The sequence below is a fragment of the Mycobacterium sp. MOTT36Y genome, assembly GCF_000262165.1.
GTDB classification, from domain to species: domain Bacteria; phylum Actinomycetota; class Actinomycetes; order Mycobacteriales; family Mycobacteriaceae; genus Mycobacterium; species Mycobacterium intracellulare.
This window is the reverse complement of sequence record NC_017904.1, coordinates 1,219,661-1,232,904: the sequence shown is the minus strand read 5'-3', so window position 1 is coordinate 1,232,904 and position 13,244 is coordinate 1,219,661. Positions and strand designations below refer to the sequence as shown.

Sequence of the window (13,244 nt, the reverse complement as noted above, 5' to 3'; positions counted from 1 at the left end):
GTGCGCTCGTTCAGAAAGGATCGCCGATGCTTGATTTCGGGGCGCTGCCGCCCGAGATCAATTCGGCCAGAATGTATGCCGGACCGGGCTCGGCCCCGATGTCGGCCGCCGCCTCGGCGTGGGACGCGCTGGCGGCGCAACTGGAGTCCCACGCCGCCGGCTACTCCGCCACGCTTTCGGAACTGCGTGGACGCGCGTGGTCCGGCGATGCTGCCACGGCAATGGCCGCCGCGGTCGAACCGTATGTGGCGTGGGCGTCCACCACGGCGGCCCAGGCCGGCCAGACCGCCGCGCAGGCACGCGCAGCCGCCGCCGCCTATGAGGCGGCCTTCGCCGCAACGGTGCCGCCACATGTGGTGGCCGCCAACCGATTTGCGCTCCTCACCCTGATCGCGACCAACTTCTTCGGACAGAATGCCGCGGCGATCGCGGCCACCGAGACCGCCTACGCCGAGATGTGGGCGCAGGATGCCACCGCCATGTACGGCTACGCCGCAACGTCGTCGGCAGCCACCGCTTTCACGCCGTTCACCGAGCCGCCCCGCACCACAAATGCGCACGGCCAATCGGCCCAGGCCGCCGCGGTCAACGAAGCCGCGGGCACGGCCGCGGGTCAGGCCCGCGCGGCGCTGGCGTCGGGCGTGGTCACGAACGCTTCCTCGGCCGGCCTTGGCGAGGCGCCCGCGGCCGGATCCGGTCTGTCCCTTATCGGTTCGGTCGACGACTTCAACACACTCATCACCACACCGGGACAGACGTTTCTGGCCGGGGCCCGCACACTGCTGGGATGGGGGCAATTGGGTTACGGGCTAGACCTTTCCGATATCCAGGCCGCCAAGGCCGCCGAGGGCGGGGTGCCCATCGTGCCGGACATCCCCGCGCCCGCGGTGCCGCAAATCGCGGGCGTCCGCGGTCCCGTGCTGGGTGGCCTGGGCCGGGCGGCACTGGTGGGCAAGCTATCCGTCCCGCAGACCTGGACGGTCGTGAATCCCCCGCCCACCGCCGGTATCGGACTCAAACCGTTGCCGGACACCATGTTTCGAGCAGCGTCGGCGTCCGCGGCGAACCCTTCCAACGTCCCGGGACCCCTGCCCGCGACACGCACCGCGGGGCAGGCCGGTGTCCCGGTGTTGCGCAACGGACGTCGCATCTTCAAGATGCCGCGCCCGGCGTACGGCGGGTAGCGACACCGCGAGTCAGGACGCCGACGGCGCCGCTTCCAGACCCGCCAGCTCCTCGCACAGGTGGTCCGCCAAACCGCGGACGGTGGTGATCTTGGTGGGGCTGATGCGCACGCCCGTCTCGGTTTCGATGCGGGTCCGCAGCTCGAGATTTCCCAGCGAATCCAGGCCGTAGTCGGATAGCGGGCGATCCGGATCGATTGTGCGCCGCAGCAAGAGGCTGATTTGGCCGGATACCAGCCGCCGGATCGCGGACGGCCATTCCTCGCGCGGCAACGCCTGCAGCTCGGCGAGGAACTTGCCCGTGTCCGGATTGCCCTGCCCCACCGACCCGAACGCCTCGGCGAAGCGGCTTCGTTGCGCGAAGGAGGTCAGCCACGGCGTGCCCATGATCGGCGCGTAGCCCGAGTAGGGGCGGTCGTAGCGCAGCAGCGTCTCGAATGCGCGAAAGCCCTCGGCCGGCTTGATCGCCATCCCGGCGCCGTCGGCGAGGGACGTCGCGCGGCCGACCTCTGACCATGCCCCCCACGCGATCGCGGTGCTCGGCAGGCCCTGAGCGCGGCGCCAATAGGCGAACGCGTCCAGCCAGCTGTTGGCCGCGGCGTAGGCGCCCTGCCCCGGCGAACCCACCAGCGCGGCGGCCGACGAGAAGGAACAGAACCAATCCAGCGGTTCGCCCGCGGTCGCTTGATGAAGGTTCCACGCGCCGTGCACCTTTGGCGCCCAGCACCGGTCGATGAGCTCATCGGTGACGTTCGTCAGCGTGGCGTCCTCGACGACGGCCGCCGCGTGCAGCAGCCCGCGCACCGGTAGCCCGGTGGCCGTCGCGCACGCCACCAGCCGTTCGGCGGTCCGCGGCTCGGCGATGTCACCGCACTCCACCGCGATATCCGCCCCGGCGGCGCGGAGGCGCTCGATGGCTTGGCGCGCTTGCTCGTTGGGTTGGGAGCGGGAGTTGAGCACGATCCGGCCGCAGCCCGCTGCGCCGCCGCGCGAAGCCATCTCCCCGGCCAGGAACAGGCCCAGGCCACCGATCCCGCCCGTGATGATGTAGGCGCCGTCGGTGCGGAACGGCCGGACCCTTTCCGGGGGCACCGTCGCCACGCTGGTGCCCGCGCGCGGCACGTCGAGCACCACCTTGCCGGTGTGCCCGGCGGAGGCGACCAGGCGCACCGCGGCGGCGGTGTCGTGGATCGGATAGCGGGTGCAGCGCGGCAACGGCAATTCGCCGGCCGCGGTGCGCTGGTACACCGTGGTCAGCAGGCGCCGAACGGTGTGCGGGTGGCTGACGGTCAGCAGCGCCAGGTCGACGGCGAACAGCGAGAGGTTGCGGCGGAACGGGAACAGCCCCAGACGGCTGTCGCCGTAGATGTCGCGCTTGCCCAGTTCGATGAAGCGGCCACCCAAGGCCAGCAGTTCGATGCCCGCCCGCTGCGCGGCGCCGGGCAGCGAATTGAGCACCACGTCGACCCCGTATCCGTCGGTGTCGCGGCGAATCTGGTCGGCGAATTCCGTGCTGCGCGAGTCGTAGACGTGTTCGATGCCCATGGTGCGCAACAGTTCTCGCCGCTGCGGGCTGCCCGCGGTCGCGAAGATCTCACAACCGACGGCCCGGGCGATCGCGATGGCCGCCTGCCCGACGCCGCCGGTGCCGGAGTGGATCAGCACCTTGTCCGTCGGGGCGATCCGGGCCAGGTCGTGCAGGCCGTACCACGCGGTCGCCGACGCGGTCGCCACCGCGGCGGCGTCTTCCAGCGGCACCCCGGCGGGCAGTGTCACCGCGTGCCGCGCGTCGGCGATGACGAAGGTGCCCCAGCAGCCGTGCCGGGACACCCCGCCGACGCGGTCGCCGACCTCGTGCTCGGTGACGCCCGGCCCGACGGCGGTGACCACGCCGGCGAAGTCGCCGCCTAATTGCTGCCGGTAGCCCTCGAACGTCGGATAGCGCCCGAACGCCACGAGCACGTCGGCGAAGTTGATGGTCGACGAGGTGACCGCCACCTCGATCTCGCCGGGTCCGGGCGGAACCCGGTCGAACGCGGTGAATTCCAGCGATTCCAGGTCGCCGGGGGTGCGGATCTCTAGCCGCATGCCGTCACGCTCGTGGTCGACGACGGTGGTGCGCCGTTCGGCCGCACGCAGCGGACCGGGCCGCAGCCGGGCGGTGTACCAGTGACCGTCGCGCCAGGCGGTCTCGTCCTCTTCGGAGCCGCTCTTCAGTTGCAGCACAAGCTTTTCCGGGCCGGTGGCGTCGTCGACGTCGATCTGGGTGGCGCTCAGATGCGGGTGCTCCGAATCGATCACCCGCATCAGTCCGCGCAGGCCGCCCTGCGCCAGGTTCGGCGCGTCGCCGGCTGTGACGCTCGCCGCGTTACGGGTCACCACGAACAACCGCGGCGATTCCCCGGGAAGATCCGAGAGTTCGCGGGCGATGGTCACCAGGTGCGACACGTAGTCGCGGCCGCGCCGGCGGCCCTGGGGGTCGTCCGGGTGGTCGCCGGGGGCCGCGGTCACCACGACGACGCCGGCCAGCCCCTTGAGGGGCCCGTGGCCGTCGGGGGCGGTCCGGCCGCCACCGGTCAGCAGCGAACGCAACTGTGCGGTGTCCACCGATCCGACGGGTGCCGTCGCGCATTGCGCCCCATCGGTATTCAGGGCTTCGGCGAGTTGTGCGGCCAGGCGGTCGTGGCCTTCGGCGGCGTCGGACGTGCTGAGCAGCAGCCAGGATCCGCGCTCGCTGTGCGCCGGCTCGGGCAGTTCGCGGGGCTCCCATTCGATGGTCAACAACCGCTCGTTGAGCAGCCGGTGGGCGTGTTCGCGTTCCGACGTGCCGCCGGCCAGCCGTAGCCCCTCGACGGTCAGCAGCACCGTCCCGGATTGGTCCAGCACGTCGATGTCGGCCTCGCACTCGCCGGGGCGCGAGGAGGTGACCCGGGTGAGGCAGTATTGCGCGTTGCGCGTCGAGTGGTGGTTGCGCAGCCGGCGCACCCCCACCGGCAACAGCAGAGCGCCGTCGCCGGCCTGTTGCACCTCCGGTGCGACGACCACGGACTGGAAGCAGGCGTCGAGCAGCGCCGGGTGCGAGCAGTAGGCCGACTGCTGCGAGCGGATCGCCCCCGGCAGCGCGACTTCCGCGAGCACCGTCGTGGTGTCCGCGTCGCCGACCAGCACCGCGGACAGACCCGAGAACGCGGGCCCGTACTGAATGCCGATGGCGTCGAAGGCCTTCCGCAACTCGGCGCCCTCCATGCGGGTCGGGTGATTGGCGATCAGCGTGTCCAGGTCGTGTGGGGGCGGCTCGGGTCCCGCATCGTCGGCGGCGACGCGCAGGACGGCGGTGGCGCGGCGGAGGCGTTCGCCTTCTTCGTGCGTGTCCACCGTGAAGTCGAGGGCCCCGGGCGCGGAGATCGTGGCGGTTGAAGAAGCCCACGTGTGGTCGGCCAGCAACAGCGTCCGCTCGAACGTGACGTCGCGCACCTCGGCGCGTTCGCCGAGCGCCGCGGCGGCGGCCGCGAGCGCCATTTCGCAGTAGGCAGCGCCGGGAAACGCTGCCACTCCGTGGATTTGGTGGTCGGCGAGCCACGGGTGGGCGTCGGTGCCGACCTCCCCTTGCCACACGTGGCGCTCGGGCTCCTCGCGCAGATGCACGTGCGCACCGAGCAGCGGGTGGACGGCCCGCAGCGAGGCTCCGTGCGCCCGCTCCACCGACTCGCGGCTCAGCAACAGCCGGCGATGCGTCCACGTCGGCAGCGGTGCGTCCACCAAACGCCCACTGGGGTATTGGACGGAGAAGTCCACCAGCGCGCCGGCGCTGTGCACGTTGGCGACCAAACCGCGCAAGCCAACTGGGAGCTGTCCCCCGCAAGCGGGTGGTGCCTCCGGCTCGCTTCTGCGCATGGCCGCGAGCGCGGCGATGGGCATGTCCAGGCTGGCGGCGTTCTGCTCGACAGCGTGGGTGAGCAGCGGATGCGGCGACAGCTCACCAAAGACGCGGAAGCCGTCTTTGAGGGCGGCTTGCACGGCGGCCGCGAATCGCACGGTGTGCCTCAGGTTTTCGGCCCAGTAGCCGGCGCTGAAGGACGGCCGTTCGCGTGGGTCCCACAGGGTGGCGGAGTAGTACGCGACCTCGGGGGCCGCCGGCCGCAGGTCCGCGAGCGCCTCGACCAGCTCGTCGAGGATCGGCTCCACCTGCGGTGAATGCGAGGCGACGTCCACCGCCACCTCGCGTGCCAGCACATCCTGCTCCTGCCATGCCGCGACCAGGTCGCGGATGGCCTGGGCCTCGCCGCCGACGACGGTCGACGTCGGCGAGGCGACCACCGAGAGCACGACGTCGGAGATTCCGCGGATGGACAGTTCCGAAAGCACTTGCTGGCCCGGCAGTTCCACCAATGCCATGGCGCCGCTGCCGGCGACCCGCCCCATCAGCCGCGAGCGGCGGCAGATCACCTTGACGCCGTCGTCGAGCGATAACCCGCCGGCGACCACGGCCGCCGCGGCTTCGCCGAGCGAATGGCCGATGACGGCGCCGGGGCGCACCCCGTAGGACTTCATCGTCTCGGCGAGCGCGACCTGCATGGCGAAGATCGTCGGCTGGACCCTGTCGATGCCGGTCACCGCCTGCGGCGCCGTCATGGCCTGGGTGACCGAAAACCCCGATTCGCCGGCGATCAACGGCTCGATGGCGGCGATCGTGGCGGCGAACACCGGTTCGGTGGCCAGCAGTTCGACGCCCATCCGCGGCCATTGCGAGCCCTGCCCGGAGAACACCCAGACCGGCCCGCGGTCGTCGTGGCCCACGGCCGGTTCGTACGGAAAATCGTTGCCGGCGACCGCGCGTAACCTCGCGCTCAACTCGTCAAAGGTGTTCGCGCACACCACCGTCCGTACCGGCCGGTGCGCGCGGCGGCGCGACAGCGTGTAGCCCAGATCCCGCAGGGCGGCGCCGCTGTCGCGGTCGGGACCGGCGCTGCGCTGCTCGTCGACCCAACTCGCGAGCCGGGCGGCCGTGACGCGCAGCTGCTCGGCCGACGTGGACGACAGCGCAAACAGCTGTGGCCCAACGGATCCGGGCGTGTCCGGATCATCGGGTGCCCCTGTCGGGGCGCCGGCTGGCGCCTGCTCCACGATGGCGTGCACGTTGGTGCCCGACATTCCATAGGACGACACCGCGGCGCGGCGCGGGTGAGCGGAGCCGGTGGGCCACGGCGTATTCGACTGCGGCACAAACAGGTCCGTCTCGATCCCGGCCATCTCATCGGGAAGCCGGGTGAAGTGCAGATTCCGCGGCACCACGCCGTGCTGCAGCGCGAGAATCGCCTTCATCAACCCCAGTGGCCCGGACGTCGACTGCATGTGGCCGAAGTTGGTCTTCACCGACCCCAGCACACAGGGCCCGTCGGTTCCGTACACGGCTGCCAGGCTGGAGAATTCGATCGGGTCGCCGACCGGGGTGCCGGTGCCGTGCGCCTCGACGTAGCCGATTGTCCTCGGGTCGATGTCCGCGACGCCCAACGCCTTTCGGTAAACGGCGATCTGGGCCGTTTCCGAGGGCGCCGCGATGTTCACGGTGCGGCCGTCCTGGTTGGCGGCCGTGCCGCGCAGCACCGCCAGGATGCGGTCGCCGTCGCGTTGCGCGTCGTCGAGCGGCTTGAGTAGCAGCATGACGCAGCCCTCGCCGGAGACGAAGCCGTCGGCCCGCACGTCGAAGGCGTGGCAACGGCCGGTCGGGGAGAGCATGCCTTGCAGCGAACCCGAAACGGACTTGCGTGGTTCCAGGGTCACCACCACGCCACCGGCCAGGGCGAGGTCACTTTCGCCGCCGGCCAGGCTGCCGCATGCCTGGTGGACGGCCATCAACCCCGACGAGCACGCCGTGTCCACCGTGACCGCCGGACCGTGCAACCCCAGCGCGTAGGCGACCCGTCCGGACGCGAAGCTGTTGCTGGTGCCGGTGAACCCGTATGGTCCTTCGGCGGCGCCGCAATCGGCGGACAGGAGTTCGTAGTCGCCGTGTGTCAGGCCGACGAACACGCCGGTCTGCGTCTGGGCCAGGGACCCCGGGGCGAGGCCGGCGTGCTCGACGGCATCCCACGACGTTTCCAGCAGCAGGCGGTGTTGCGGGTCGACCGCGATGGCCTCACGCTCGGTCATCCCGAAGAAGTCGCAGTCGAAGCCCCCGACGTCGTCGAGGAACGCCCCCCACCGGGTCACCGAGCGGCCGGGCACACCGGGCTCGGGGTCGTAGTAGCGGTCCGCGTCCCACCGGTCGGCGGGGATCTCGCCGACGAAATCGTCACCGCGCAGCAACGCTTCCCAAAGGCCCTGCGGGGAATCGATCCCGCCGGGAAGTCGGCAGGCCATCCCGATGACGGCCACCGGTGTGGCGTTCGCGGCACGCAAAGCGCAGTCCCCTCTTCCCATCCGACCACCCGTGAGCATCGGGCGCACCATCGCTTCTCACGCGGTCGGGCGTAATTGTGCAGGCGTCAGTTTACCCACCGGAGCCACGTCAGTTAGCGGGATTAAACAATTTCGTCCGCGGCGCCAGGGGGCCGCCGCAGCGGGCGGGAGCGTCGGGACAGAACGTTCGAAATACCTTGCTGTGCAGTGCGTTTCACACCGGCGCTAAGACTGGTCGGCTTGTTCGGGGGCCCCGGACTCGGCCTCCTTCGCCGGATCCTCGATGACCTGATAGGTCGGATCGACCATCGACAGGGAACGCTGGCCGGCCTGCCGGGCCTTGCCGCTGATCCGCAACAGTTGACCGGGCTGGATGTCGGCGCCCCCGCGCCCGGGGCGGAAGGTCACGGTGATCTCCCCGCTGCTGTCCCCGACGACGATCTCTCGCCGGGTTCGCCCGCGTTCGGCGACGTCTTCGACCTCGCTGACGCGTCCTTCGATGGTGGCGCGCTGCCCGGAGATCAGGCCGGCCACCATGATCACCGACGACGGCCGTTCGGGGTGTTCGTAGGCGTCGACCTTCTCGTCCTCGTCCTGAGAGACCCAGGCCTGGATCTTGTCGATCTCCTGCGCGATACGCTGTTCGAACGAGTCCGGGTAGGCCTCCCTGATCCGCGATTCCACGTCATAAGGCACGATCGTCGCCGCGGCGTCGGGGATGAGGCTGACGGCCTGGGCGACCTTGTCCGCGGTCCGGTCGTGCAACAGCCGCCCCAGCAGCGGCGCGAATGTCCGGCGCGGCAGGAGGACCGTCACGTTGGTGTCCGGATGCTCGTCGCGCGCCTTGGCGACCAGCAGCTGCGCCGACCTGCTGATCCGCCGGTCGGGGCAGTCCACGATCCGCAGTGGAGTGTCGAGACCGAAGTGGTCCCAACGGTTTCGCAGTTGCGTGGCGTGGGCGGGGTCGACCATGAAGTGCACGGCAACCAGTTCGTCGGCCCGCAGTCCCCGGCCGTAGCGCAACGCTTCGATCACCGCCAGGTCGACCGAGTCGACGAACACCAGCACCTTGTGCCGCGCGTACTTCACCAGTTCCGGGCGATCGGTGCGGAACATCTCGAGAATGGCGGCCTCGGCGCGGTATTCGCGGTTCAGCCGCGTCAGGACGAACACCAGCAGCGGAAACACGACGACCACCAGCCAGGCGCCCTCGGTGAACTTCGCCACCGCGAAGATGCCCACCACGATCGTCGACAGGATCGCCGCGGACAGGTTGATCGCCAGCCGGTGCCGCCATCCCGGTTCGCGATGCGTCATGTGGTGTTTGGTCATGCCGTAGCCGGCCATCGAGAATCCGGTGAACACGCCGATCGCGTAGAAGGGCACCAGCGCGTTGACCGAGCCGCCGGTCACCACCAGCAGCGCCACCGACAGCGTCGTGAGCGTGATGATCCCGTTCGAAAACACCAGGCGGTGACCGCGTTTCGTCAGCTGCCGTGGCAGGAAACGGTCTTCGGCGACGAAGCTGGCCAGGGCCGGGAAGCCGTTGAAGCTGGTGTTCGCGCCGGTGAACAAGATGGCCGCCGTCGAGGCCTGGACCAGGACGTAGAACACGTCACCGACCATGCCGTTGCCGTAGACGGCACGACCGATTTGCGACAACACCGACGGATATTCGGTCAAATACGGGGTGGCGTGGGTGACGTGGGCCAGGTAGGCGACCCCGGCGAGCAGGAAGCCCAGTATGCAGGCCATCGCGGTGAGCACCCGACGGGCGTTGCGGCCCTGGGGCTTTCGGAAGTAGTCGACCGTGTTAGAGATGGCCTCGACGCCGGTCAGCGACGAACCCCCGTTGGCGAATGCGCGCAACAACACCAGAATCGTCGCGCCCAGCACCAAGCCGTTGCCCTGATGAACCGGCACGGCCCCTGCCGTGTGCGCCGGGTCGTAGACCGGTAAACCCCCGCCGATTACGCGGACGACTCCGACCAGGATGGTCAGCGCGACCATGGCGATGAACGAGTAGGTCGCCACCGCGAACGGCATTCCCGCTTCCCGCAATCCACGCAGGTTCGCGTAGCAGATGATGAGCACCACGCCGACCGTGATCGCCAGGCTGTAGGGACCCAACGCGGGGATTGCCGAGACCACCGCGACCGTCCCCGCCGCCGATTGCACCGCGACGGTCACCACGTAGTCGATCAGCAGGGCCGCCGCGGCGATCTGAGCGACGCGGGGGCCGAAGTTGTCGCGCGCCACGATGTAGGAGCCGCCGGCCCGGGTGTAGGCCATCACCACCTGCCGGTACGAGGCGGCCACCAGCACGAGGATGAGCAGGATGACGCCGGTGATCGGAAGCAACAGGAGGAACGCCGCCAACCCGGCTTGCGGCAACAGTTCGATCAGGATCTGCTCGGGACCGTAGGCGACCGATGACACCGCGTCGGGCGAAAGCGCCCCCAGCGCAACGCCATTGGACAACTTCTCCGACGCGATGTCCTCGGTGATCAGTGGCTTTCCCAGGAACACACGCCTGGCGACGTCCCCGACCGAGAGCGGGATGCGCAGCTTGCCGGTCGAACTGCTCACAAGCACCGTCCTTACCCGAGGTTCAAGAACGTGAAACGCCTCCGAAGCATTGTGCACGTTCGGACCGCCCGCGGCGGCGCGCGCACGGCGGACGGTCAGGCGAGTCGGCGCACCGCGGCAGCGATCCGCTCGTCGCTGGCCGTCAGCGCAACGCGCACATGCTGTGCGCCGCGCGGGCCGTAGAACTCCCCGGGGGCCACCAAGATGCCGCGCTGCGCCAGCCAGGCGACGCTGTCGTGACAGGACTCGCCGCGGGTGACCCAGAGATAGAGGCCGGCTTCGGAATAGTCGACCGCGAAGCCGGCCGCGCGCAGGGCCGGCAACAGGGCGGCCCGGCGCCGCTCGTAGCGCTGCCGCTGTTGCAGCTCGTGCCCGTCGTCCTGCAGGGCGGCCACCATGGCGGCCTGCACCGGCCTCGGCACCATCATCCCGGCGTGCTTGCGCACGGTGAGCAGCTCGGCGACGAGGTCGGAATCACCGGCGACGAAGCCGGCGCGGTACCCGGCCAGCGACGAGCTCTTCGACAGGGAATGGATCGCCAGCAGCCCGGTGTGGTCGCCGTCGCAGACCGACGGATGCAGGATCGACAGCGGTTGGGCGTCCCAGCCCAAGCCGAGGTAGCACTCGTCGGAGGCCACCAGGCAACCCCGGTCGCGGGCCCATCCGACGACTTTGCGCAGGTGGTCGACGCCCAGGACCCGCCCGGTCGGGTTGCTCGGCGAGTTCAGGTAGTACAGCGCCGGCGATTGCGGGCCCAGCTGGGTGAGCGAATCCGCGCGCAGCACCCGCGCCCCGGCCAGCCGCGCACCGACGTCATAGGTCGGGTATGCCAGCTCGGGCACCACGATCATGTCCGCGGAGCCCAGGCCCAACAAGGTCGGCAGCCAGGCGATGAGCTCCTTGCTGCCGATCACGGGCAGCACGTCGGCCTCGGCCAGCCCGGTCACACCGAACCGCCGGGCCAGGGCTGCGACCGCCGCTTCGCGCAGCCGGGCGGTGCCCGCGGTGGCCGGATACCCCGACGCCGCGCCGGCCCCGGCCAGCGCCTCCTGGATGACCGGGGCGACCGGGTCGACCGGGGTGCCGACGGAGAGGTCGACGATCCCGTCGGGGTGGGCGCTGGCCCGCGCTTTCGCGTCGGCCAGCGTGTCCCAGGGGAATTCCGGCAGGGACGCCGACACGGCGGGCCGCCGCTTTTTGAGCTGGTGTGGCACCGGGTCGCTCAGTCGCCTTCGCCCTGCGGTGGCAGGTCCTTGACCACCTGCGGGTCGTTCTCGGTCATGCCGACCTTGGCGGCGCCGCCGGGCGATCCCAGCTCGGCGAAGAAGTCGGCGTTGATCTGCGTGTACTGGCTCCACTGGTCCGGCACGTCGTCTTCGTAGTAGATCGCTTCGACGGGGCAGACCGGCTCGCACGCGCCGCAGTCGACGCATTCGTCGGGGTGGATGTAGAGCATCCGGGCGCCTTCGTAGATGCAGTCGACCGGGCACTCCTCGATACAGGCCTTGTCCTTGATGTCGACACAGGGTTCGGCGATCGTGTACGTCACAGACGTCTCCTCCATGTACTACTCAATGTGGGCTGCTGTTCAGCTCGCACCGGCGCGTCCGTCCTCTTCCGGTGAAGCTTTCGGTTACTGATACTAGACGTTGCAGATACAGGTCAACCATTTGGCGCGCCTGTCGGAATACCGATTTAAGACTGACAGTCTCGGGGCCCGCACGCGGCCCCCGTTTCGCCAAGGGCGAACACTACGACCAACGCGCTGACCTGCGCAGAGTCTCGGCCCCGGGGTAGGCTTCGGTATCTGTTGCGTTGCAAGCACGCTCGCGGGGCCTGGTAATCTCATCGGAAGGACGGCAACCGCTGGGCAGATTTTCTCGCCGTAAGAGCGGTGCATTAACTGGGGAAGGTGTCCACACATGAGGGTGTCGTTGAGCAAATTGGGCGTTGCGGTTGGCAGCGCGGCAGTGGCGTTGACCGCCGCGGCCGGGATCGCTTCCGCCGACCCCACGGACGCGATCATCAACACCACCTGTAACTACGGACAGGTGATTGCGGCGCTCAACGCGACCGACCCGGCAGCTGCCCAGCAGTTGAACTCGTCGCCCGTGGCGCAGTCCTACATCCGCAACTTCCTGGCAGCGCCGCCGCCCAAGCGCGAGCAGATGGCCCAGCAGATCCAGGCCATGCCGGCGGCGCAGAAGTACTACAACACGATCAACCAGGTCGCGGTCACCTGTAACAACTACTGAGCCGATCGCTTCGCACGAAGCGGTTCAGTAGCCGCCGAGCAGGCGGCGCACGCGTCCCAATGTTTCCGGTCCGACGCGGCTGCGAATGCGTGACGGGTCGGCGGGCCTGCGCCCCCACAGCAGCAGCACCCGCGCGGCCGCATCGGTATCCAGGGTCGCCGGGCCGTCCGGCTCGGCGAACCCGATGGTGACCTGATCCGCGCCGGCCGTCAGAACGATGTCGTCGGTGCCCTCGGCCCGCAGCCGGGCGTCGATCCGCTCGCCGACCTCCAGCTGTCTGGCGCCTTTGGCCAGCAGCGGCTTGCCAACGGCGAGCACGCTGTGCGTCGTCATCCACGGTTCGGCCAGCCTCGCCTGGGCCGCGGGCTCGTCGCCGGTGATGTCCCAGCTGTGCAGGACGAGCTCTTCGCGCATGTGCTCGGCGAACCACGGCACCTTCATGGTGCGGCCGGTCCAGGCGACGTCGGTGTCGGCGGGCACCCCTTCGGCCGCCTCCGCGACGTCACCGAGGGCGGCCATCCGGTCCAGCAGCGCGTCCCACAGGTCCGCGTCGTTCAAGGCGCGCAACGGGCCCTCGCGCTCCTCGAACCCGCGGGTGGCCACCGGCTGGCCGGCGAGGTGGCCGCCGAGCACCCGGGCGAGTTCCTCGGCGTTTCCGGCCTGATGGACGACGATGTCGCGCACCGTCCAGGCCTCACACCAGGTTCCGGCGTCCGGGCCGTGCCGTTGCACGGCATCCGCGAATGGCCGCCACTCCGGGAACCGGTCGTCGTCAACTCGTCGCGTCACGGTGTCGGGTATACCCGTCGCGCCCGCC

7 protein-coding genes are annotated in these 13,244 nt (G+C 69.8%); 2 read left to right on the top strand and 5 right to left on the bottom strand.

Annotated elements, in window-relative coordinates; genetic code table 11:
- Positions 1-26 precede the first annotated feature (26 nt).
- A complete protein-coding gene (locus W7S_RS06020; protein ID WP_008254542.1) occupies positions 27-1,184 on the top strand; it encodes a PPE family protein in 1,158 nt (385 codons plus the stop codon).
- Positions 1,185-1,196: 12 nt separating this feature from the next.
- On the opposite strand, the gene pks2 is transcribed toward W7S_RS06020, so the two are convergent.
- From pks2 to fdxA, 4 genes are all read right to left on the bottom strand, one after another.
- Positions 1,197-7,583 carry a type I polyketide synthase gene (pks2, locus tag W7S_RS06015; RefSeq protein WP_008254540.1) on the bottom strand — a complete coding sequence of 2,129 codons (6,387 nt, stop codon included), beginning with the start codon at positions 7,581-7,583 and terminating at the stop codon, positions 1,197-1,199.
- Positions 7,584-7,808: 225 nt separating this feature from the next.
- Positions 7,809-10,172 carry an APC family permease gene (locus tag W7S_RS06010; protein WP_008254538.1) on the bottom strand — a complete coding sequence of 788 codons (2,364 nt, stop codon included), beginning with the start codon at positions 10,170-10,172 and terminating at the stop codon, positions 7,809-7,811.
- A gap of 95 nt (positions 10,173-10,267) precedes the next feature.
- Positions 10,268-11,353, bottom strand: a complete 1,086-nt coding sequence (gene dapC / locus W7S_RS06005) for a succinyldiaminopimelate transaminase (RefSeq protein WP_008254535.1) — start codon at positions 11,351-11,353, stop codon at positions 10,268-10,270.
- 41 nt (positions 11,354-11,394) lie between these two features.
- A complete protein-coding gene (fdxA, locus tag W7S_RS06000) occupies positions 11,395-11,721 on the bottom strand; it encodes a ferredoxin (protein WP_007773662.1) in 327 nt (108 codons plus the stop codon).
- Positions 11,722-12,094: 373 nt separating this feature from the next.
- Between fdxA and W7S_RS05995 the strand changes: the two genes are divergently transcribed.
- Positions 12,095-12,427, top strand: coding sequence for a hemophore-related protein (locus W7S_RS05995; protein WP_008254522.1), 333 nt, complete (start codon positions 12,095-12,097; stop codon positions 12,425-12,427).
- 24 nt (positions 12,428-12,451) lie between these two features.
- Here W7S_RS05995 and W7S_RS05990 read toward each other — a convergent pair whose 3' ends face one another.
- A complete protein-coding gene (locus tag W7S_RS05990) occupies positions 12,452-13,216 on the bottom strand; it encodes a maleylpyruvate isomerase N-terminal domain-containing protein (protein ID WP_014941440.1) in 765 nt (254 codons plus the stop codon).
- Between the last annotated feature and the right edge of the window lie 28 nt (positions 13,217-13,244).